The 23,576-nt window shown below is 50.1% G+C and carries 19 protein-coding genes; 14 read left to right on the forward strand and 5 right to left on the reverse strand.

The genetic code is table 11. The features are described 5' to 3' along the window. Nucleotides 1–88: 88 nt before the first annotated feature. The gene (locus DWZ56_RS18510) at nucleotides 89–1,873 is read right to left on the reverse strand and encodes a sensor histidine kinase (RefSeq protein WP_118558095.1); all 1,785 of its coding nucleotides are present in this window, start codon (nucleotides 1,871–1,873) and stop codon (nucleotides 89–91) included. Beyond that, nucleotides 1,848–2,549, reverse strand: a complete 702-nt coding sequence (locus tag DWZ56_RS18515; RefSeq protein ID WP_118558096.1) for a response regulator transcription factor — start codon at nucleotides 2,547–2,549, stop codon at nucleotides 1,848–1,850. Before DWZ56_RS18515 ends, DWZ56_RS18510 begins: the two co-directional genes overlap by 26 nt. A 397-nt stretch (nucleotides 2,550–2,946) precedes the next feature. On the opposite strand from DWZ56_RS18515, the gene DWZ56_RS18520 reads away from it, so the two are divergent. From DWZ56_RS18520 to DWZ56_RS18530, 3 genes are read left to right on the forward strand one after another with little or no spacing between them, the layout of a single operon-like run. Further along, the gene (locus DWZ56_RS18520) at nucleotides 2,947–3,309 is read left to right on the forward strand and encodes a GntR family transcriptional regulator (protein ID WP_118558097.1); all 363 of its coding nucleotides are present in this window, start codon (nucleotides 2,947–2,949) and stop codon (nucleotides 3,307–3,309) included. A gap of 4 nt (nucleotides 3,310–3,313) precedes the next feature. Next, nucleotides 3,314–4,009 (forward strand): ABC transporter ATP-binding protein, encoded by a 696-nt coding sequence (locus DWZ56_RS18525; protein ID WP_118558098.1) that lies wholly within the window; start codon nucleotides 3,314–3,316, stop codon nucleotides 4,007–4,009. Then, the gene (locus DWZ56_RS18530; RefSeq protein WP_118558099.1) at nucleotides 4,003–4,767 is read left to right on the forward strand and encodes a hypothetical protein; all 765 of its coding nucleotides are present in this window, start codon (nucleotides 4,003–4,005) and stop codon (nucleotides 4,765–4,767) included. Before DWZ56_RS18525 ends, DWZ56_RS18530 begins: the two co-directional genes overlap by 7 nt. A gap of 63 nt (nucleotides 4,768–4,830) precedes the next feature. On the opposite strand, the gene aroA is transcribed toward DWZ56_RS18530, so the two are convergent. From aroA to aroF, 3 genes are read right to left on the reverse strand one after another with little or no spacing between them, the layout of a single operon-like run. Continuing rightward, nucleotides 4,831–6,108, reverse strand: coding sequence for a 3-phosphoshikimate 1-carboxyvinyltransferase (gene aroA, locus DWZ56_RS18535; RefSeq protein WP_118558100.1), 1,278 nt, complete (start codon nucleotides 6,106–6,108; stop codon nucleotides 4,831–4,833). Nucleotides 6,109–6,133: 25 nt separating this feature from the next. After that, nucleotides 6,134–7,231 (reverse strand): prephenate dehydrogenase, encoded by a 1,098-nt coding sequence (locus DWZ56_RS18540; protein WP_118558101.1) that lies wholly within the window; start codon nucleotides 7,229–7,231, stop codon nucleotides 6,134–6,136. Between the two features lie 17 nt (nucleotides 7,232–7,248). Continuing rightward, nucleotides 7,249–8,262: a 3-deoxy-7-phosphoheptulonate synthase gene (aroF, locus tag DWZ56_RS18545; RefSeq protein WP_118558102.1), complete on the reverse strand. Its 1,014-nt coding sequence runs from the start codon at nucleotides 8,260–8,262 to the stop codon at nucleotides 7,249–7,251. A 321-nt stretch (nucleotides 8,263–8,583) separates the two neighbouring features. Here aroF and DWZ56_RS18550 point away from each other — a divergent pair, with 321 nt between their 5' ends. The 11 genes from DWZ56_RS18550 to polA all read left to right on the forward strand — a co-directional run bounded on the left by DWZ56_RS18550 (nucleotide 8,584) and on the right by polA (nucleotide 23,561). After that, nucleotides 8,584–10,668: an elongation factor G gene (locus tag DWZ56_RS18550; RefSeq protein WP_118558103.1), complete on the forward strand. Its 2,085-nt coding sequence runs from the start codon at nucleotides 8,584–8,586 to the stop codon at nucleotides 10,666–10,668. Between the two features lie 111 nt (nucleotides 10,669–10,779). Beyond that, nucleotides 10,780–11,163 carry a hypothetical protein gene (locus tag DWZ56_RS18555; protein WP_118558104.1) on the forward strand — a complete coding sequence of 128 codons (384 nt, stop codon included), beginning with the start codon at nucleotides 10,780–10,782 and terminating at the stop codon, nucleotides 11,161–11,163. A 30-nt stretch (nucleotides 11,164–11,193) separates the two neighbouring features. After that, nucleotides 11,194–11,892 (forward strand): response regulator transcription factor, encoded by a 699-nt coding sequence (locus tag DWZ56_RS18560; protein ID WP_442911451.1) that lies wholly within the window; start codon nucleotides 11,194–11,196, stop codon nucleotides 11,890–11,892. A gap of 4 nt (nucleotides 11,893–11,896) precedes the next feature. Further along, a complete protein-coding gene (locus DWZ56_RS18565; protein ID WP_118558106.1) occupies nucleotides 11,897–12,889 on the forward strand; it encodes a sensor histidine kinase in 993 nt (330 codons plus the stop codon). A gap of 106 nt (nucleotides 12,890–12,995) precedes the next feature. Further along, nucleotides 12,996–13,712, forward strand: coding sequence for an ABC transporter ATP-binding protein (locus DWZ56_RS18570; RefSeq protein ID WP_118558107.1), 717 nt, complete (start codon nucleotides 12,996–12,998; stop codon nucleotides 13,710–13,712). Between the two features lie 5 nt (nucleotides 13,713–13,717). Next, complete coding sequence (locus tag DWZ56_RS18575; RefSeq protein WP_147369452.1) at nucleotides 13,718–16,468, forward strand: FtsX-like permease family protein; 2,751 nt, start codon at nucleotides 13,718–13,720, stop codon at nucleotides 16,466–16,468. Nucleotides 16,469–16,853: 385 nt separating this feature from the next. Further along, nucleotides 16,854–17,570, forward strand: coding sequence for a GNAT family N-acetyltransferase (locus DWZ56_RS18580; RefSeq protein WP_118558109.1), 717 nt, complete (start codon nucleotides 16,854–16,856; stop codon nucleotides 17,568–17,570). Nucleotides 17,571–17,628: 58 nt separating this feature from the next. Beyond that, a complete protein-coding gene (locus DWZ56_RS18585) occupies nucleotides 17,629–18,540 on the forward strand; it encodes a DUF1848 domain-containing protein (protein WP_118558110.1) in 912 nt (303 codons plus the stop codon). A 127-nt stretch (nucleotides 18,541–18,667) separates the two neighbouring features. Continuing rightward, complete coding sequence (locus DWZ56_RS18590; RefSeq protein ID WP_158584656.1) at nucleotides 18,668–20,458, forward strand: serine hydrolase domain-containing protein; 1,791 nt, start codon at nucleotides 18,668–18,670, stop codon at nucleotides 20,456–20,458. A gap of 4 nt (nucleotides 20,459–20,462) precedes the next feature. After that, nucleotides 20,463–20,795 carry an anti-sigma factor family protein gene (locus DWZ56_RS18595; RefSeq protein WP_118558112.1) on the forward strand — a complete coding sequence of 111 codons (333 nt, stop codon included), beginning with the start codon at nucleotides 20,463–20,465 and terminating at the stop codon, nucleotides 20,793–20,795. Between the two features lie 90 nt (nucleotides 20,796–20,885). After that, a complete protein-coding gene (gene polA / locus DWZ56_RS18600; RefSeq protein WP_118558113.1) occupies nucleotides 20,886–23,561 on the forward strand; it encodes a DNA polymerase I in 2,676 nt (891 codons plus the stop codon). The last annotated feature ends 15 nt before the right edge of the window (nucleotides 23,562–23,576 follow it).

A 23,576-nucleotide genomic window follows, 5' to 3' on the forward strand; every position in this document is an offset into this window, starting at 1 on the left:
AAAGTGCGTAAGTTTGGTTACCGGTAACTTACACACTTTATTTTACACTCCCCGCTTTAAGTAACACGCGGGAGTTTTTGTATCGGTATCAGCCTTTTTCAATTCCGGTATCTGCGGCCTTTTGTGTATCCGCATTCTGTACCGGCTTGGATTTATGCTCGGGAAACTTGAGGATAGCTTTAAACAGGTCTCCGTCTATGATTACTTTAAAGCTGCCGCCGCAGTTTTCCGTAAAGCTTTTTGCGATAGCGAGCCCCAGGCCGTTTCCTTCGGTGGAGCGGTTTTCATCGCCTCTGGTAAAACGCTCAGTGATCACATCGGCCGAGAAGTTCATCTCATAACCGGCAGTATTTTTCAGCATTACATATACAATATGGTTTTCAATATAGAGATCCAAAAAGATCCGGGTGCCGCGCATGGAATACTTAAGCGCGTTTTCGATCAGATTCTGGATGACACGGTACATCTTTTTGCCGTCCGCATAAACCATCGCCGATTCTTCTGTCAGATTGACCTTAACCGGCATGCCGGAGGCCTGGATCTTATCATCCATATCCACCAGGGTCTGTTCCAGCAGCTTGCACATATCCAGCTCTTCCATTTCCAGAACTACATTGCCGCTGGTGGATTTGGCGAGATCAAATAAGTCCAGAACCATATCCCTAAGCCGGGATGCCTTCATCTTCAGGATATCCACATAGTCGGCGGCCTCGCCGGTCAGCGATTCATCCTTGCTAAGCAGATCAATATAGCTGATGATGGAGGTGAGCGGTGTCTTTAAGTCATGAGAAACATTGGTGATCAGATCCACCTTCATTTTTTCGCTCTTCATCTGTTTTTCCAAACTGATATTCAGACTGTTTCCGATATTCATCAGTTCCTGGCTGGCCGTATAGAAAGGAGAGGTCTCCGGTATCACGATCTGTGCGTTGATATTCACCGTTGAAATCTCGTGTATGCCCTCTAACAGGGTGTTAAGATCGATCCATACCTTGATCTCCCGGTAGGCCCAGGCGATCGCCATAATTTCCACCGCCATGGGGATGAAAAAGAAGGTAACGGCTCCGAAAAAGGACAGGCTGTAATAACTGGAGGATGCAATGGAAAAGGTGATCAGCGTGACCAGAAATACAGCCAGATATAGGCCAAGCACAACAAATTTTTTCTGCGCCAGCTTCTTTCCGAAAGGTGTTTCTTTCTGATAGACCACGGCCGCGCGTTTATAATCCTCCACCAGGCCGGGCCCCAGGCGTCTCCAGAGCCGGACAAAGAATCCGCCGAGAATATCCACAAAGAAATGGCGCAGGGCGCGGTAGATGCCGCCAATAACTCCGTGAGAGAATAATCTCCACAGCCATACAAAAGGGGCGAAGCTGATCCAGCGCCAGCGAAGCTGTCTGGACTTTAAATGCCGTATGCTGATCATATAAAAATAAAGAAAGAAACAGAAGATCGGCATCCAGATCAGCACATTCAGAAATGCCGGCAGCTCCGGGAAATCCCTGTTCATCAGGAAAGAGAAGTTATTGTAGTAAGGCTCTGCGATGATCATGAGGCAAAATGTGCCGGCGATGATGGCAAAGCACAGGATGATATCCGTATACCACCGGTCAAAGAGTTCAATTTTCATAATTCCCGGATGTTCCGCAGATTTCGCGGCGTTCGTGAGCACAATCACGCCCGCTCCGGCTAAGATCAAAAAGAGATAGGACAGCGTAATCATGATCATAGAAGCGCTGTCGGATGTTCCGCTTACATTATAAGCAAAGCCGCAGTAGTTTAAGCCGACATAGACGGACGCACTGATGCTGCTAAGCGGCAGAACAAATTTAGGGTCGAATAAAAACTTAGAGTTTTTCGATTTTGTATCCAATTCCCCACACCACCTTTAAATATTTGGGCATTTTCGGATTTATTTCTATTTTTTCACGTATCCGGCGGATATGCACCATAACCGTATTTTCCACCGCATATGCATCTTCATTCCAGACTCTGCTGTAGATTTCCTCAGAGGAGAATACGCGGCCGGGATTTCTCATCAACAGCTCCATGATTTTGTATTCTGTAGCAGTGAGCTTGACATTTTTTCCGTCCACAATAATTTCCTTGGAGTCTAAATCCAGAGTCAGCCCTCCGACAGTAATGGAGTTGGACTGAACATTGGCCGCAGCCGCTCCCAGTGTCAGATAGCGCCGCAGCTGCGATTTTACCCTCGCGATCAGCTCTGCCGTATTGAAGGGTTTGGCGATGTAATCGTCGGCTCCCATCGAGAGCCCTAAAACCATGTCGCTTTCTTCTGTTTTGGCGGACAGAATGATGATCGGTATATTTTTGCTTTCACGTATTTTCATCATGGTGGAAAGCCCGTTTAGCTTGGGCATCATGACGTCTAAAAGGATCAGGTGGATCTGGTTGCCCACCAGCAGATCCAGTGCCTCCAGTCCGTCATATGCCTTTAACACCTTGTAGCCTTCCATTTCCAGTAACTTCGCAATTGCGCGCACAATTTCCTTGTCATCGTCAACGACTAATATGGTTTGCTGTTCCATGAGTTCTCTCCATCTCTTTTATAGTTTTGGGCTCCCGGGCGACTCTTCACTATATCAGGCTTAGAATGGATTTGAATCAACCATGTGACAGTTTTGTCACGGTCTGCTGCCAGTATACAGAAAGAATCCTACGAGATATTTGATTAAAGTCTTTCGAAAATCTTACAAACTTGTAAGGCGGCGCATGATTTCCTGTGGAAACTGTCTGCTTTGCAGACGGAAATCAGCGCAGGTATAATGTCTGCCGACATTATACCATAGATACTGCGGTTGTGACAATTGATGCGGATATTTTCCTGTTGACAATGTAAAGAGATTGATGTATTATTGTACTAGATCATTAATACAATAGAACAATAATACAGGACGGAAGAGAACCGGAGAAAGGAGAGTGTATATGCCCTGGGAATTGAATAATGACAGACCCATCTATCTGCAGCTGATGGAACAGATCAAGCTGCGGATTATCACAGGCGAATACGGGCCGGGGGATAAACTGCCGGCGGTGCGGGAGCTGGCAATGGAAGCCGCTGTCAATCCCAACACGATGCAGAAAGCGCTCGCAGAGCTGGAACGGGAAGGGCTGGTCGCGGCACAGCGGACCAGCGGCAGACTGATCACGGATGATATCGAACGGATCCGTAAAATGAAACGGGAGATGGCGTCAGGCGAGCTGGAAACCTTTTTCCGCAGAATGTCGCGGTTAGGCTTCACAAAGGACGATATCATTGATATGATAGAGAAACAGGGAAAGGAGTGACACAATGTCCATACTTGAATGTCAAAATGTAACAAAGCTGTACGGCAGCAAGCCCGCGCTGAAAAATTTCAGCCTGACTTTGGAACGGGGGAGGATCGTAGGGCTTTTAGGACCGAACGGAAGCGGCAAGACTACGCTGATCAAGCTGATAGCCGGTCTGTTAACGCCCAATCAGGGAACTGTCACCTTATCGGGGATGCCCGTGGGGGTGGAGACGAAAAGCATCGTATCCTATCTGCCGGAGGTTACTTATCTGAATCCTTCCATGAAGATTAAGGATACAGTGAAGTTTTTCACGGAGTTCTATGAGGATTTCGATCAGGAGCGGGCCTACTCCATGCTGGAGCATTTAAGGATCAATCCTGCCGATACCATGAAGGTGCTTTCCAAGGGGACTAAGGAAAAGGTTCAGCTGATACTGGTGATGAGCCGCAGAGCACAGCTGTATGTGCTGGATGAGCCCATCGGCGGGGTGGATCCTGCCGCACGGGATTATATACTGAATACGATTATTTCGAATTACGATGAAAATGCGACAATTCTGATATCCACGCATCTCATCTATGATATTGAAAAAGTCCTGGATGAAGTGGTGTTTATCAAATATGGGGAACTGATGCTGCATTCCACGGTGGATAAGATCCGCAACCAGATGGGAAAATCGGTGGACGGTCTGTTCAGGGAGGTGTTCAGATGCTAAAGAAACTGTTGAAGTATGACATGAAAGCAAATCTTTTTCCTCTGGGGCTGACCTACATTATACTGCTGGGCTATGGGGTATTCAACCGCCTGCTGGCGGTCCTGGTCAAGTCGGATTACAGGGCGGCGTTTTCATTTGTGTTCAGCTCGGTGGGCTTCTTTTTCGCTGTTCTGGCCGCAGTGGTCATCACCATAATATTTATCATTCTGCGCTTTTATCGGAATATGATGGGCAATGAAGGGTATTTAAGCCATACCCTGCCGGTTACACCGTTTCAGCATATGATGTCAAAAACCATAAGCGGAGTGCTGTGGCTGTTTATCATGTCGGCGGTGATTTATCTGTCCGTCTGGATCTGGGGCGGCAGCATACCTTCGAAAATTGGCTTTTATTTTGACTTCACAGGTCTTATAAGAAGCATTATTGCAGGCATGGAACCGGTTCGTGCTGTGACAGAGGCGGTAAACCTGCTGGTATCCCCCCTATTGCTGGTGGTAACTTTTTACTTCAGTATCTGTCTGGGACATCTGGTTCCTAAGATGCGCGTGTTCGGAGCGATTTTGTTCTATATTGCCATCGCCCTGGTGAAGGCTGCACTCACCACAACGCTGGGCATTATGCTGATCATGATGAAGCTTGATTACAGTACGATGACCGATGTTACGCTGATAATGAATCTGGTTGTCAATGTCGGATGTCTGATCGGCTTCTTCTGGGGTTCCTGCCTGATTATGAAACACAGACTGAATCTGGAATAGTGATGGAAAAAAAGGTGCCGCAAATCCTGTTGAATGAACGGGATTTAAGGCACCTTTTTCGTTTTATATAGATAATCTTTCCAGATCGCTGAAAAATCCGGGATAGGAGATGGATACGCAGGAGCTGTCCTTAAGTTCTGTCGTCCCATCGGCGCACAGAGCGGCCACGGCAAAGCTCATGGCGATGCGGTGGTCCAGATGGGTGTTAATCCGCGCGCCGTGCAGAGGCTTTCCTCCGCGGATAATCAGGCCGTCTTCTGTTTCTTCCACGTCAGCGCCCATGGCGGTCAGATTTTCTGCCACAGCGGCGATGCGGTTGGATTCCTTGATTTTGAGCTCTTCGGCATCCCGGATGACGGTTGTACCGTCCGCGAAGCAGGCGATGACTGCAATGACCGGAAGTTCATCGATGAGGGTGGGGATCAGCTCTCCTCCAATGACCGTGCCGTGTAACGGGCTGGAACGCACCAGCAGATCGGCAGACGGTTCCGCTCCGGCATCCTTTCGCGGATACACCGTGATATCTGCGCCCATGGTGCGGCATACATTTAAGATACCGTCACGTGTGGGATTGATTCCTACATTTCGGATCATAATTTCAGAGTGCGGCACCAAAAGCCCGGCAGCGATAAAATAGGCGGCCGAAGAGATGTCCCCCGGAATTGTCAGCGCCCTGCCGTAAAGCTCGTCTGCGGGTTTTATGATGGCAGTGGTATCCTCCGTCTGCACTGAGGCGCCGAATTCACGGAGCATGAGCTCCGTGTGGTTGCGGGAGTGCGCAGGTTCCGTCACACGGGTTTCTCCGTCGGCATACAGGCCGGCCAGCAGAATGGCGGACTTAACCTGTGCAGAAGGTACCGGGGTATGGTAATGAATGCCGTGCAGCGATCCCCCTTCAATTTTCAGAGGCGCGCAGCCATTATTGTTCAGGCTCGTGATCCGGGCCCCCATCAAAGAGAGCGGGGTGATGATGCGCCCCATAGGCCGCTTCCGTATGGAGGCGTCACCGGTTAAGGTGCTGGTGAATGGCTGGGCGCTTAGGATGCCGGAGATCAGGCGGGTGGTGGTGCCGCTGTTGCCGCAGTCCAAGAGGCCGGAAGGCGCCATGAGCCTGCGCATGCCCCGGCTGTGAATGACCACCTCACTTTTATTCTGCTTAATATCGACTCCCATGCTGCGAAAGCAGCTGATGGTGGAGAGGCAGTCCGCTCCCTCAAGGAAGCCATGTATATGTGTAGTGCCTTTGGCAATAGAGCCGAACATGACACTGCGGTGAGATATGGATTTGTCTCCCGGCACCGTTAACTCGCCGGATAGCCTGTTTACTTTCTGAAGCTTCATGTAAGGTCCCCTTCCTGATCCGATTTCAGCGTTTATGAACGGTGTACTGGTACTGGGTCAGCAGCCCGGCCGCTTCCTGGGCGGCCGGTTCCTCATAAAACTCAATCTTTAGCACACCTTCTTCAAATTCACGGTTGTGTATGATGCCGATGTTGCGGATGCTGATCTGATGGGTGGCCAGTATGGTAGCGATCGTTGCGATGGCGCCGGCCTGGTCAATGATGTCGCAGTAAACGGAATATTCCTTTTTTAACGGCCCCATGGATGTATCCGGTATGGAATTGCGGTAGTCCCTGGAGGTCTCAAAAAGACGGTAGACGGCTGTTTCATCCCTGTTTTCCACTTCTTCGAGAATCTGCTCCATGGATTTGATGTAATCCTTTAAAATGCGCGCAATATTGCCGCTGTTTGTCATACAGATCTGCTGCCACATGACGGGGGAGGAGGAGGCGATTCTGGTGATATCTTTAAAACCGCCTGCGGCTACCTGCCGCATGGTGCCCTGCGGATTGTCGCTGTCTCTGATCAGATTGACGAGCCCGGATGCGATCAGATGCGGCAGATGGCTGATTGCCGCCACAATATAGTCATGCTCCTCACAGTCAAGGACCAGAGGCAGAGCGCCCAGTTCCTCCACGAGGCTGCGCAGGGCTTTGAGCTTATCGGGAGCAGTCTTTTTTGTCGGAGTCAGCACATACCAGGCATTTTCTACCAGATGGTCCGTGGAATTTGTAAATCCCGTTTTCTCCGAACCGGCCATCGGATGGCCGCCTATGAAATTCTCTTCCATATGTAAATCGGCTACGGCCCGGTGGATATCGCCCTTTGTGCTGCCCACATCGGTGATCAGGCAGTCATTTCCGCAGATTTCCTTCAGCTCTTTTAAGTATTCGATATTATAGGAAACCGGCGCACACAAAAAGATGAGATCGCATCCGGAAAACGCCTCGTTCAGACAGGGCACCGCTTCGTCGATCACACCGGCGCATAAAGCTTCCTCCAGGGTGGCGCTGGTGTGGGAGGTGGCGATCATGCGGTATTCAGGATGGATCTTTCGCAGCCCCCTGGCGATGGATCCGCCGATCAGGCCCAATCCGATAAATCCTATGGCAGTTATCTTCATACAAGCCTCCCTGTTCTTTAAAATGTTCTGCCGGCGAGAGCCGCGTAGGGGCGCAGCTCGTCGGTGAGCTTTTCAAAACCGTCAAAAGTGAGGGACTGCGGTCCGTCGGAGAGCGCGTGCTCAGGGCAGGGGTGCACTTCGATCATGAGACCGTCGGCCCCGGCGGCTACCGCGCATTTGGCCAGGGGCATGACATAATCCCGAACTCCGGTGGCGTGGCTGGGATCCACGATGATTGGAAGGTGGCTCTTGGCTTTGATGACCGGAACCGCACTGATATCCAGCGTGTTTCTGGTGGCTTTTTCGAAGGTGCGGATACCTCTCTCGCAGAGCACGATGTTTTCATTGCCTTCGGACATGACGTACTCCGCGGCATTGAGCCATTCTTCAATCGTGGCGGCCAGACCGCGCTTTAAGAGCACCGGTACGCCCGACTTGCCCGCCTCTTTTAACAGCTCAAAGTTCTGCATATTCCTGGCGCCGATCTGGAGCATATCCACATATTGGGAGGCCGCTTCGATGGCGCGGGCGCTGGTCACTTCACAGATCACGTTTAATCCGGTTTCTTCTTTTGCATGTTTCATGAATTTCAGCCCTTCCTCTTCCAGACCCTGGAAAGAATAGGGGCTGGTCCGCGGCTTATATGCCCCTCCGCGCAGGAATGTGGCGCCGGCCGCCTTCACCGCCCTGGCTGTGGTTAGAAGCTGCTCCTCATTTTCAATCGCGCAGGGACCGGCCATGATCGTCAGTGTGCCGGGGCCTATGACGGTGCTGCCCACACGGATCAGGCTGTCTGAAGGATGAAATTTTTTGTTGCTGAGTTTGTAAGATTCGGTAACCTGTACCACTTTATCCACTTCAGGGGCGATTTCTATATTGGAAGAGGACAGACGGCTCTTATCGCCGACGACCCCGATGATAGTTACTTCGTCGCCTTCAGAGAGATGAGCGCGAAGGCCTTTCTCTTCAATCATGTGGATTACATTTTGTATGGAAGATGTCTTGGCCTGTGGTTTCATTATAATGATCATGGGAGGGTTCTCCTTTTTTATTGGCCGCATGGCTGCGGCAGTGTTCTATCAGCTTATTTTAAAGCCTGGTGCCTGGTTTGTCAATGCTTTATTGCGTTAAACTTTGACGCTTTAACGCAATGAGTTGCCGCTTGCGCCTGCCATAAATTTCTTACAGAATAGTATACCGCGGGCGCCTGTGCAGGAGAAAAATGGGAGAAGACAAAGGGCTGGGGCACCTCTGAACATATGCTCGAGCAATATGTATATTTACCTTGCGTAATTGGAATAAATTTAGTACAATATACATAACTGAAATTATCATGCTAGGAGGAATGGTTTATGAACGTTTATGAAACGAATCAGGTTCGCAATATTGTGTTACTGGGACATGGCGGAGCAGGAAAGACTACGTTGGTTGAGAGCATGGCCTTTGTAAGCGGAGTCATCAGCCGCATGGGAAAGGTACCGGATGGCAACACCATCAGCGATTTCGATAAAGAAGAAATCAAACGGCATTTTTCTATTGGAACCAGCATTGTTCCGATTGAATGGGAAGGCGTTAAGGTGAACTTCCTGGATACACCCGGCTATTTTGACTTTGTCGGTGAGGTGGAGGAGGCTGCGAGTGCTGCCGATGCCGCTATTATTGTGATTAACGGAAAGGCCGGCATTGAAGTTGGCACCGAAAAAGCCTGGGAACTCTGCGAAAAATTGAATCTGCCCAGAATGTTCTTTGTAACCGGCATGGATGATGATAATGCGAGCTTTCGTACCGTAACACTTGCGCTGAATGAGAGATTCGGACGTAAAGTGGCACCATTCCACGTTCCTATGAGAGAAAATGAAAAGTTTGTAGGTTTCGTTAATGTAGTGAAGATGAAGGGCCGCCGGTTTGTTGGCAGCACCAGCCAGTACGAGGAATGCGATATCCCGGATTATCTGGAGCACCATCTGGCGGTCAGCCGCGAATCTTTGATGGAAGCTGTGGCGGAGACCAGCGAAGAATTCATGGAGAGATATTTCGACGGGGATGAGTTTACATATGAAGAGGTATCCAATGCTCTGCGCACGCATGTCATGGACGGAAGCATCGTTCCCGTGCTCATGGGTTCCGGCATTAACGCACAGGGTGCCAAGATGCTGCTGGATGCAATCCTTAAGTATTTCCCTTCACCGGAAGGGCGTACCGTGCTTGGCAAGGATATGAGCAACGGCGAGATCGTTCCTGTGGTGTATGACAGCAGCAAGTATATGAGTGCCAAGGTGTTTAAAACGCTGGTGGATCCGTTTATCGGTAAATATTCCTTCGTAAAGGTATGCACAGGTTCCCTGAAGGCCGACAGCATGATCTACAATGTCAATAAAGAAAGGGAAGAGAAGCTTTCCCGCGTGTATGTGCTGCGCGGCAAGGAAGCGATCGAAGTGCCGGAACTGAAGGCCGGAGACATCGGCGCGGTTGCCAAGATAAGCAGCCTGTCCACCGGTGATACCATCGCGCTTAAGGGCGCGCAGGTAATCTATGATAAACCAGAGGTATCAGTTCCCTATACATACATGTGCTATAAGGCAGTTAATAAAGGCGATGAAGATAAGATCGCGTCCGCTCTCGCGAAGATCATGGATGAAGACCTTACAGTCCGCTCTGTCAATGACAGCGAGAACCGCCAGACACTTTTATACGGTATCGGCGAGCAGCAGCTGGAAGTGGTGGTGAGCAAGCTGGCGGAAAGATACAAGGTAAACGTAGTGTTAAGCAAGCCGAAATTCGCATTCCGTGAAACCATCCGCAAGAAAGCTACGGTAACGGGCACTCATAAAAAACAGTCCGGAGGCCATGGACAGTATGGCGTGGTTGTGATGGAATTTGAGCCGTCCGGAGATCTGGAGAAGCCCTATGTGTTTGAAGAACGCGTTGTGGGCGGAGCTGTTCCGAAAAATTATTTCCCGGCTGTGGATAAGGGAATGCAGGAATCCGTGGTGAAGGGGCCGTTGGCAGGATATCCGGTTGTGGGTGTGAAGGGCACGCTGATCGACGGCAAATACCATCCGGTGGATTCTTCGGAAATGGCCTTTAAGACAGCCACCTGTTTAGCGTTTAAACAGGGCTTTATGGAGGCAGGACCGGTGCTTTTAGAGCCGATTGCCACCGTAAATGTTACGGTTCCCAATAAATTTGCAGGCGATGTGATGGGCGACATGAATAAGCGCCGCGGCAGAGTGCTGGGCATGGATCATATTGCCGGAGGCAAACAGGTGATCACCGCGGAGGTTCCCATGTCCGAGATGTTCGGATACGGTACGGATTTGCGCTCCATGACCGGAGGCATCGGCGATTTTTCCTATGAATTCACCCGTTATGAGCAGGCTCCGGTGGATGTACAGCAGAAGGAAGTGGCCGCAAGAGCCGAGGAGAAGGAGTCCTGAACCGCTTAAAATGCAGATTATTTAGAAAAAATTAAGACAATAGCTCTTAAAATACAGTATAATGTGTTTTAAGAGCTATTGTTTTATTATTGGAAAATGAGGCAACTACATATGACGAACTGGACAAGAGAATACAGTGGAATCGATATATCCTATGAGGATCGTATTGTGCGGGTCCGGGTGGATGGGAGTCTGACCGGATATCTGCATGAGAACCGCAGGCAGGCCTGTGTCAGACTGTCAGAGTATATACGCGGCCGATATAGGGAATTATTTCAAAAGGAACTGGAAATCACTCTGCACTCCCTGTCTGTGGAGATCCTGATCCATGTGCTGGCATACCGCGTATCCAAATTCCTGCATTGGAAAAAAATGATGGTGCATACTCAGGTGATTGACTGCGGGGAACGGGCGGTGGACAATAACAGGTTTGTGTTCGACTTTCTGGAGAAGTGCCATGGATTGGTATACCGCCTTGGAGGCCTATTTCTGTGAGAGTGGGATATTTTCCGAACGGTAACTATAATGAATGGAAAAGGGGGACAAGGTTTGAAACTGCTGGTTGTGGAAGATGATCAGGGGATTTTAGCCGGTCTTGAGTATTCTTTGACAGAAGAAGGATATGAAGCAGCGCTTTGCGGGACCAAAGCAGAGGCACTGGAAGCTCTTATGAAAGAACGTTTCGATCTGTGTCTTTTGGATTTGGGGCTGCCGGACGGCAGCGGCTACGATATATGCCGGGAAGCGAAAAAGCATTCGGATATTCCGGTCATATTCTTAACGGCCTGTGACGATGAGGTCAATGTGGTCATGGGGCTGGACATGGGAGCGGATGATTACATCACAAAGCCGTTTAGAATCCGTGAGCTGCTGTCGCGGATTCGGACGGTGCTTAGAAGATACGGCAATACATCTCGGGAGAAGCAGCTGTACCGGTATGGAGATCTCACGCTGTCATCCGCGGATGCAAAGGTATATAAAAAAGGCGATGAGGTCTTTCTGACGGCGCTGGAATACCGCCTTCTGCTGGTGCTGATGAACCATGAGGGCCAGGTCTTGACCAGGGAACAGCTGCTGATGGGTATCTGGGATATTGCGGGCAGCTATGTAAATGATAACACGCTGACCGTTTATATCAAGAGGCTGCGGGAAAAGCTGGAGGATGATCCGGCGAATCCGGCGATCATTAAGACGGTCCGCGGGATCGGTTATAAGGTGGGGTGAGAGAATGGTTCGCAATCGTGAGTTACGTTTTACCGCAGTCGCCGCAGCATGTATTACCGCAGCATGTTCTGCGGCGGCATTTCGGATTTCAGAGCAAGCAGGGTGGATCACCTTGACGGCGGCCGGGCTTTTAATCTTGCTATATGCCATATATACTCTGTGGAGATACCGTGAGATCAGCCGGTTATCCGATTATCTGAAGCGCATCGATAACGGAGACTATTCCCTGGATATCCGGGACAACCGGGAAGGGGAGCTAAGCATACTGAAAAATGAAATCTACAAAGTGACCAGCCGTCTGGCGGAACAGGCGGAGGCCTTAAATGCCGATAAGAAATATCTGGCGGATTCTTTGTCTGATATTTCACATCAGCTGAAGACTCCGCTGACCTCGATGTTCATGCTGGCGGATCTCCTAAGGCAGGACAATCTGCCGCAGGAAAAAAGAGAGGAGTTTACAGGAACCATCTGTTCCCAGCTGGATCGCATAGAATGGCTGGTGAGTTCGCTGCTGAAGATGTCAAAGCTGGACGCGGGAACGGTGGAGCTGAAAAAGGACAGGGTTTTTGTTATGGAAGTCATGGAAAAGGCATCGGAGCACCTCATGATTCCCATGGATATCAAAAATCAGCACTTTGTGCTGGACGGTGACGGGGATGCTTCCTATCGGGGAGATTTTTCCTGGAGCAGCGAGGCCTTTGCTAATATCCTGAAAAACTGTATGGAGCACACGCCGGCGGGCGGCACCATCACGGTCAGTTTTGAGGAGAACAATCTTTATACAATGATCCAAATACGGGATAACGGGGGCGGAATTGACAAAGAGGATCTGCCGCACATCTTTGAGCGTTTCTATAAAGGGAAAAACGCTTCCAGGGACAGCGTGGGAATCGGCCTTGCTATGGCAAAAAACATACTTATGCGGCAGGGCGGCATCATAGATGTGGAAAGTGAGCCCGGACAGGGAACGGCATTTATCATAAAGATGTACAAATGACTGCCGTGACAGCTTCTGTGACTATTTTGTCACCAAAGCTGTCACGGCATAGTCATTTAAGAGGGCTATACTAGAGTAAGACAAACAGACACAGGAGGGCTTTAAAGTGGAATTGTTAAAGGTGGATGGGATATCCAAAATTTACGGTGAGGGCGAAGCGGCAACCAAAGCGCTTGACGACGTTTCCTTTACCGTGGAAAAAGGTGAATTTGTGGCGATTATCGGACCATCGGGCTCCGGCAAATCCACGCTGCTGCATATCATCGGCGGAGTGGACCGTCCAAGCAAAGGGCGGGTGACCATAGACGGCACCAGCATTTATAATCTGAATGAAAATAAGCTGGCGATTTTCCGCAGGAGACAGATCGGGCTGGTTTACCAATTTTATAACCTGATACCGGTGTTGGATGTGGAAGAAAACATCACGCTTCCCCTGCTGTTAGACGGCCGCAAAGTGGATAAGGACTATCTGGAAGACGTAATCCGGACTTTAAAGCTGAAGGACCGGCTGCATCATCTGCCCAATCAGCTTTCCGGCGGGCAGCAGCAGAGGGTGTCTATCGGCAGGGCGCTGATCAATCACCCGGCGCTTCTTCTCGCGGATGAGCCCACCGGCAATCTGGACAGCAAAAACAGCGCCGAAATAGTGGAGTTATTAAAGCTGTCCAACAAGAAATACGGGCAGACGCTGATCGTGATTACGCATGATGAGAGAATCGCCCTGCAGGCGGACCGCATGATCACGCTGACCGACGGCCATATACTGAAGGATGAGCGGATACGAAAGAGCGGACACGTCGGCTTTGCGGAAGATGGGCGGTGAGCAAAATGAATATAATGCAGAAACTCACCTGGAACCAGATGAAAAAAAATAAGCGGCGGACGCTTGTCACAATCATCGGGGTGATTATGTCCGTGGCTCTGCTCACCGCGGTCACCACCACCGTCAATTCCTTCCTGGATGTGATGAGGCGGCATGCAGCGGCCAGGTCGGGCAGCTGGCATCTATGCTATTATGACGTTCCGGCGGAGAACCGCCATGTGATAGAGGACGATGCGGATACCAAAGAAGTGATCTACAGCACGGATGTGGGTTATGCGGTGCTTGAGGGAGGGAAGAACGCTTATAAGCCCTACCTGTTTATTAAGAGCTATGACGGCAGGGCGATGGAATACTTTCCTATTCAGATCCTGGAGGGCCGGTATCCGGAAAATTCATCCGAAATTATGGTGCCGGAACATGTGGAAACCAATGGCGGGGTAAAGATAAACATAGGGGATGTTCTCACCCTGGAAACAGGAAAACGCATGTCGGACGGGCAGGAGCTCACACAGAGTTACAGCTATCTGGACGGCAGCGATGGAAAGGCGGAACATCTGGAGCCGGAAACGGTTAGAACCTATACGGTGACGGGCATCATAGCGCGGCCAGACTTTGAAAACCGCTCTGCGCCTGGCTATACCTGCATCACCTACCTGGATGAGGTGCTGATGGCTGAGAGAAGTTCTGTGAATATGTCCGTTGTGTTAAAAGATCCCGGTTCCGGACTTTACGCCCACTCCAGAGACCTTGCCGAAAAGGCGGGCATGCAGCAGCTCTCGGACGATCCGTACGCCCCCAGGTATGATATAAGCTATAATTCGGATCTGCTGGAGTATTACGGCCTGCTTCCGGGCAGAGATGGCCTGATGCAGGTGATTTATATGACCATGGTGGTGATCATGATCATTTTGATGGTGGGTTCCGTTTCCCTGATCTACAATGCGTTTGCCATTTCCCTGTCGGAACGCAGCAGATATCTGGGCATGCTGGCCGGCGTCGGAGCTACCAGATGGCAGAAACGTTCTTCCGTCTACTTTGAAGCCTTTGTGGTGGGGATCATCAGCATTCCGGCCGGTGTGCTTTTGGGAACTGTGGGGATCGGCATCACACTGCATTTAGTACAGCCGCTCTTTCAGTCCATCACCGGATACGAGGAACCTTTCCGTATGGCGGTATCAGGATGGGCGGTTTTCCTCACTGTGATTTTTGCAGCAGCCACCCTGTTTTTAAGCGCATGGATTCCTGCGGGCAGGGCATCCAGGATCATGCCGATCGATGCAATCCGGCAGACCGGGGACGTGAAGCTGACCAGACGGAAGGTCCGGACGATGAAGCTGACCAGATGGCTGTTTGGAGTAGAAGCGGACATAGCGCTGAAAAACATGAAGCGGAATAAGGGACGGTACCGCACCACCTGCTTTGCCCTGGTCATAAGCATACTGCTGTTTTTGAGCGTATCCGCATATACGAGCTATATGAACGCCGCTTACGGCCTGACTTCCCGCAGCGAAGAAGGCACCTTTGATATCCAGGTAAAAGCCGACGGCGGCCTCACCAGCGATCAGGCGGTTAAGTTTCAAATGGCGGGCAAAGAGGTGGAGAGGCTCTATGGCGATGAGATACAGTCGGTGATCTACTCGCGTTCAATGTATATCAACGCAGTGATTCCATATGGGGAACTCACTAAAAAGCAGCAGGAAAAACAGGATGTTCTGCTGTATATGGATGAATACGGAAGCATGAATTACCTTTCGGAGCGCGAAGGGGAAATCGCCAGAGAGGATGAAGTGGTTTTCAGCACCTGTCTGGTATCCTATGATGAAAATTATCTGCGCGAATTTGCAAAACAGGCCGGAGTATCCTATGAGGAGATGACAGATCCTGACAACCCGGGTGTAATCGTGATGAGCACCAGCCGTTTCACGGATAACGGAAAATACGCGCTGATACCTGCCTTTGAGCGAAAGAAGGGTGAAGCCCTGGGGTTGACGGATGTGGAGTATTTCTCCACGGGAATGGAGGATTCGGCAGAGGAATACCGGAATGAACTTCAGTATCCTGTGCTGGCAATGGTGGAAGAACCGCCGGTGGGCTTCGGATTCACCCAGGATTCAACCCGGATTGTGGTGGTGATGTCCGAAGATACGATGCTTAAATTCTGCCGGCAGAGAGAGGCCGATATGCAGAAGAAGGGCTGGGAGAGCTATATGTCCGATATTATGATGATCGATACCCAGTCCGAGACTTTATCCGAAAGAATCAGGACCCAGTTCGACAAATATATGGAGGACAACAACTACTGGATTCAGGATGCGCTGGCGAGCAGGCGGGAGACTATGAATATGAATAATTTCATTTCCGTATTCCTGTACAGCTTTGTGATCCTGGTCACCGCAATCTGTGTGGCCAATATGTTCAATACCATCTCAACCAGCATATCCTTAAGGCGCAGGGAATTCGCCATGCTACGGTCCATGGGGATGACACCGCAGGGTTTCCGCAAGATGATGCTGTATGAAAGCCTGTTTTACGGTATGAAAGCGCTGATCTACGGGCTGCCGTTAAGCTTTGGGGTTATGATACTGCTTTTGGCCATATTTTCCGGAAGTTTTGCCATCAGAGTCTATTTTCCCTGGAAAAGTATTCTGCTCTGCATTGCCGGAGTATTCCTTCTGGTTTCAGTCATCATGCTTTATTCCAGTTCGAAAATGAAAAAGATGAATATCATTGACGGGCTGAAGGAAGAAAATTTATAGGAACGTAACAGAGGGCGGAACCGGTCAGGCTCCGCCTTTGTGTTACAGTTCACAGTTACCGAAAAATTCCCGCGTATGAGAGGGCAGGGTATGGTCCTCATTGGGACGCGCTCTCGCTCCGTGAAGCGCGCAGATCGTCACCAACCGCCAGGTTGATGACCTGCGCGCACATCAGTGCGCTTCCTTGTGCGGGCTTTGCGGGATCCCTATGAGGACCATACCCTGCCCTCTCATACGCTGCTTTATTGGCAACGTGTGAACAGTAACGCCTTTGTAATTACTTAGAATAGTCACTTGCATATTTGTATCGCTGTTAGTATTATGGATAGTATAAAATCTGTAATCCTTATCACTGTAGGAAGGTCGATGGAAGAAGGAGTTAGCAATGCGAAAAGAAGAGATTGACGAGTTCTGGTACAGGGAGTATTTTGGCTGTTCACTGACCGAATTTGAAGATGCGTCTGACAAGGTTTATCCTCATCATTATCTGCGGGGCTATAACGGATTGTTCATACTGAAGGTGAATGATAAGTACATAATCTCTGCGCCGGAAAACCAGATGCTGCTATGCGAGAAACTTATAAATCGCGGATATGATTTACTTGATGAAAGACTGTTAAGCGAACTGTTGAGTAACCGGTTTGAAAGAATAATCGGTCCGTCCTGGATTGGATATCCTTTTTGGCATACGGCCGCCCTTTCTGCTGAAAATATCCGTATATATAACCGCAGCTGCCCGGAACGAGAGATGCTTTTTAGCAAACTGCGGAATGCGTGCAGCAGCGGGGAGTGGTCGGATTGCGGAATTAACAGCAGTTCAGAGAATGTGGCGGCACTGATTGCTGACGGGGAAATTGTTTCTGCTGCATCCTATGAACTTTGGGGAGAACACATTGCGCATATCGGTATCATTACACATCCTCTTTTCAGAGGCAGAGGATATGCCGGTAAGGTGCTAAGTTATCTCACAAATTTTATATTCGACCAGGGCCTTATACCGCAGTACAGGACGCTTTGCTTGAATAAGCCGGCAATCAGCGTTGCCAGACAGTGCGGATACGGCCAGTATGCCGCTCATATATCAGTTCGGCTGAAAAGATAAGAATACTGAAGTGTGCGAAGGTCATCAACCTGCGGTTGATGACATAGGAGGTATCAAAATGATCATCAGCGCGAGCAGAAGGACAGATATCCCGTCCTATTATGCGGAATGGTTTTTCAACAGGCTTAAGGCCGGATATGCACTGACCAGAAATCCGATGAACCGCCGTCAGGTCAGCCGGATTTCCCTGGCCCGGGCGGATGTGGATGCATTTGTGTTCTGGACCAAAAATCCAAAGCCGATGTTACCGTATCTGGACAGGCTTAAGGGATATGCTTACTATTTTCAGTTTACGCTCAACGCCTATGACGGTGATGTGGAGCGCGGCCTGCCCGCTCTGAAAGAACGGGTGGATACCTTCCGTATGCTGGCGTCCGTGATTGGAAAAGAGCGGGTGCTGTGGCGCTATGACCCCATTCTTATAAACAGCAGATATACGCCAGAGTGGCATTGTGAGACGTTTGGGAGGCTGGCAGATCTGCTTGACGGTTCCACCGAGCGCTGTACGATAAGTTTTCTGGACTTTTACCGAAAGATAGAAAAGACAATGAACAGTCTGGGCGCATATGATCCTTCAGAAGAGGTGAAATATGCGCTGGCTGCCGCGTTTGCAAAGGATGCAGCCGCTCATGGAATGCAGCTTTGCACCTGTGCGGAAACTCTGGATCTGAAAACACTTGGTATAGCGCATGGCAGCTGCATTGACAGCGAACTGATCTCAAAACTGTCCCACACCGCCTTTATTGGAAAAAAAGACCGGAATCAGCGTCCGGAATGCGGCTGTGCGGCCAGCGTGGATATCGGGTGCTATAACACCTGCCGCAACGGCTGCGCATATTGTTATGCAAATTTCAGCCCGGGCGTTATTCATAAAAATGTGAGCAGCTACTGTGCGGACAGCGAATTGCTTTGTTCATCCCCGGAAGCAGGCGATATTGTCAAGGAGAGAAATATAGTCTATAATATATGAAGTGTTACTGTTCACGGTTGCCAATACAGCAGCGCATGGCGGACCATACTCTGTCCCACCATGCGCGGGAAGTTTACGACAGCTGTGAAGAATAACTATATGAAGGCAATGAGAGAGGATGTGTCATATGGATCTGAAGGTACAGCTTAAGACACTGGATTTGATTGTTAAGATAATAAACGGCAGCATGGACAGGATCAATCTGGTGGAGTACGCTCCACAGAAGGTCGTATTTGACCGGGAGTCCCCTTATGAGCAGGCTTTTTTAAGGGCAACACCGGAAAGCGTGGGAATTTCTTCCCGCTATCTGTCCCGGTTTTTAAAGGATGTATCCAAAGATCCGCTGATCAATATGCACGGGATCATGATTCTTAAGGACGGCCGTGTGATATCCGAAGCGGCTTTTGCCCCATTTCAGAAGGATTTGTGGCATATCACACATTCTATGTGCAAAAGTATCACCGGTCTGGCGGTAGGGCTGGCTGTGGAGGAAGGCTTTCTCTCTCTGGATGAAAAGCTGGTGGATATCTTCCGAAAGAAGACGAATGTGATATCCATGGTGCGCCTGAAAAATTTAACGGTAGAGCACCTGCTCAAGATGTCCAGCGGCATTATTTTTAATGAGACCGGCGCAGTGACGGAAAACGACTGGATCAAGGCATATATGGAGTCCGGAATTTCCTTTGAACCCGGAGCGGAGTTCGCCTATAACAGCATGAACACGTTCATGCTATCTGCCATCATCAAAGAAAAAACAGGAATGGGGCTCATGGACTATTTAAAGCCAAGGCTGTGGGAGCCTCTCGGCATCCGCAGGGTATATTGGGAACTCAATCCCAGGGGAATCGAAAAGGGCGGATGGGGCCTAAGCCTCTGCCTGGAGGATATGGCAAAGATCGGTCAGCTGTATCTGCAGAAGGGAATGTGGAACGGAGTGCAGCTGATTCCTGCCTGGTGGATCGAAGAGTCCGTTACGAAAAAAATGGATATGCCGGAAAATATGGGCAACGGTTACGGTTATCAGATCTGGATGGGCAAGCGTCCAGGTTCCTTCCAGTGTAACGGTATGCTGGGGCAGAATATTATCGTATATCCGGACCTGAATATGGTGATAGTAAATACGGCGGGCAATAACGAGCTTTTCCAGACCAGCCGGATGATGGATGTGATCGGCAGCTATTTTGAAACAGAAAAATTTCATCCTGATAAGGCGCTGGCGGAAGATGCCGGCGCATACAGGGAGCTGCAGTATGTGCAGGAGCATCTGAAGTGTTCCGTGCCTTATGAGGGAGCGCTGAATCAGCACGGCTATCTCGGCGGGTGGCCGGGAAAGAAAGAAAAAGTGAAGCGCCGCAGAACCAGGCCGGATAAAGCGGCCAGGCCGGAAGCGGATGCAATCCGACAGCTGGCCGGAAGGAAATATGTGTTGGAAAAAAACGCGGCCGGCATACTGCCGATTTTTCTGCAATGCTTCCACAATAATTATGCTAAAGGACTTGTATCCCTGGAATTTGCGAAGGAGCAGGACGGGCTCTTGATCCGTATGCGGGAAGGCGACAGCGATTTTACAGTGCCAATTGGATTTGGCAGCCCCGCTTATGGACGCTTCAATATAAACGGAGAGCCATATGAAATAGGGACTGTCGGTGAGTATACGGCGGATGAAGACGGCACTGCGGTATTAAAAACTGAGCTCTCTTTTATTGAAACATCCAATACCAGGACGATTAAATTCTTTTTCACAGAGGATGGAGTGCGGATGGTTCTGGATGAGATACCGGGCCTGAACCTGATCGTAGAGGGAGTCTCTTCCGTGATCGGCAAAGTGGGGGCGGCTATCGTGGATGTGGATTACTCCCAGTATAAAGTGAAGAAAGCGCTGGTGCCAGAAATAAAGGGTGTGATGGAAAGGCGGTGATCCCTTGGATTGCAGAGAGGCCTGTGCGAAAGTTCAGGATTATATACAAAACAGGCTGTCGCCGGATGAGCTGAAGCCGTTTCTGGAACATATAAAGTGCTGCGGTGAATGCAGGGAAGAACTGGAGATCTATTATATCCTGCAGATGGGCCTTAGACAGATGGATGAGGATAACGACCATTATGATCTGGCGGCTGCGCTGGAGAGGAAACTGCAGATATCGGAGCACAGAGTCAGGCGACGCCATGCGTTTCTGGTCTTTAAATATGCGGCGGGCACACTGGCTTTCTGGAGTGTGGCTTTTGTGCTGTTTATGTTTGTGCAGATGGAACTGTGAGCGCATATGTTTTCCACGCTGTTGTGAAACTGCACAGCATGGAGGAAATTAAATCAATAATAAAATGAAATATAGATTTGGAGAAACCAGATGAGTGAAAAAATAGTTTTAATGGACGGACACAGCATCTTAAACCGGGCTTTTTACGGGGTTCCGGAGCTGACGAACTCCGAAGGATGGCATACCAATGCGGTATACGGCTTCCTGAATATCCTGTTTAAAATACTGGAGGAAGAGAAGCCCGAGTATCTGACCGTGGCTTTTGATGTGAAGGAGCCGACCTTCCGCCATGAGATGTATGCGGACTATAAAGGGACCAGAAAGCCGATGCCTGCGGAACTGCACGAGCAGGTGCCGATCATGAAGGACGTCTTAAAAGCGATGGGAGTGGCCGTGGTAGAGCGTCCCGGTTATGAGGCGGATGACATTCTGGGCACCATCGCCAAAAGGAGCGAGGCGCAGGGGTTGGAGGTATCACTGGTGTCCGGTGACCGCGACCTGCTCCAGATCGCCAGCGATCATATCTGTGTCAGGATTCCCAAGACCAAAAAAGGAACCACCACCATTGAAAACTATTATGCGGCGGATGTAAAAGCTCTTTACCAGGTGACCCCGGAGGAATTTATAGACGTTAAGGCGCTGATGGGGGATTCTTCCGACAATATTCCCGGCGTGCCGAGCATCGGGGAAAAGACGGCGACCCTCATCATATCCCAGTATAAGAGCATAGAAAACGCTTATGCCCATGTGGATGAAATCAAGCCGCCCAGGGCGCAGAATGCCCTGCGGGAGCATTATGATATGGCTCAGATGAGCAAGGCGCTTGCCACGATAAAGACGGACTGCGAACTCCCCTGTGAACTAAAAGATGCGCGCATAGGCAATCTCTTTACCAAAGAAGCCTTTGAAATGATGAAACGGCTGGAGTTTAAGTCGCTCCTGGCCAAGTTTGACACGGTGGAAACCGGCGTGAACGAACGCCAGGAGACAGAGCGTTTTCAGCTCATTGAAGGCCTGGCGGAAGCGGAGGAACTTTTTGAACAGATCCGGACACTCTGCGGTGGAAACGAAGCAAAGACGGAGACGGTGCTCGGATTTAAGCTGATTGTCGAAGGCGATGAGCTGCTGGGAGTATCTCTGGCGGCAGGAAATAAGCATTGCGCGCTGATTAAGTGCGGAGGTTTTCTCACAGAGGAGTACCTGCTGGACGCCGTGCGCTCACTGATGCGGCTGCCGGCTGCAAAAGCGACCGTCGGTTTGAAGGAGCAGCTCTTTTTCCTTGGAGACATGGAGGGCGCGGCGGATATATGGGATGCCGGCATAGCCGCCTATCTGTTAAACCCGCTTAAGGACACCTATGATTATGACGATATCGCCAAGGATTATATGGGACTTTTGGTTCCGGCACGGACGGATTTACTGGAGAAGTTTTCTCTTGCCCGGGCAGCGGAGGAAAAAGAAGAGGAGTTTTTGAAATACTGCTGTTATTTCGCATTTGTGGCTGCCGGCAGCATGGATGTGCTGATGGCAAAACTAAGGGAAAGCGGCATGGATAAACTGTATCTGACCGTTGAGATGCCCTTGGTATACAGCCTCTATCATATGGAGAGAGAAGGCATCCGGCTGGACCGCGAAGCTTTAAAGGAGTATGGGGATAAGCTGGCGGTGCGCATAGAGCAGCTGGAAAAGGAAATTTATGAGTCGGCCGGAGGCGTCTTTAACATCAATTCCCCGAAACAGTTAGGGGAGGTGCTGTTTGACCGTCTGAAACTGCCCCATGCCAAAAAGACGAAGACAGGATATTCCACGGCCGCGGATGTGCTTGAAAAGCTGAAACCGGAACATCCGGTCATCGATATGATCCTGGAGTATAGGCAGCTGACTAAACTGAAGTCCACCTATGCGGACGGATTGGATAATTATATCGGTGGGGACGGACGCATTCACGGCAAATTCCACCAGACGATCACCGCCACCGGGCGTATCAGCAGCACGGAACCGAATCTGCAGAATATACCGGTCCGCATGGAACTGGGCAGAGCGATCCGCAAGGTTTTCGTGCCGGCAGACGGTCATGTCTTTCTGGATGCGGATTATTCGCAGATTGAACTTCGCGTGCTGGCGCATATGTCTGGGGATGAACGGCTGATTGAGGCCTATAAGCAGGCCCAGGATATACATGCGATCACCGCGTCACAGGTGTTTCATATCCCTCTTGATGAGGTGACACCTCTTCAGAGAAGGAATGCAAAAGCAGTGAATTTCGGCATCGTTTACGGCATCAGTGCATTTGGCTTGAGCGAAGGTTTAAGCATCAGCCGTAAGGAGGCCACCGAATATATCGAGCAGTATTTTAAAACTTATCCCAAGGTAAAGGAATTTCTGGATTCACTGGTGGCGGAGGGCAAAGAAAAGGGGTACGTGACCACCATGTTTGGAAGAATCCGTCCGATCCCCGAACTAAAATCCAGCAATTTCATGCAGAGGCAGTTCGGAGAGCGGGTGGCGATGAATTCTCCGATTCAGGGAACGGCCGCCGATATCATCAAGATCGCGATGAACCGCGTGGATGCCAGACTGGAAAGGGAAAAACTGGAATCCAGGATCGTGCTGCAGGTGCATGATGAGCTATTGATCGAAGTTAAGGCAGAGGAGCTTGCGCAGGTGAAGGCCATACTGTCGGAAGAGATGAGAGGGGCGGCGGATCTGGCGGTTCCGCTGGAGATCGGCATGGAGACCGGAGACAATTGGTTTGCGACGAAATAACAAGAAGGGAACGCA

It is taken from the genome of Lachnotalea sp. AF33-28 (assembly GCF_003477885.1).
In the GTDB taxonomy this organism is placed as follows: Bacteria; Bacillota; Clostridia; order Lachnospirales; family Lachnospiraceae; genus AF33-28.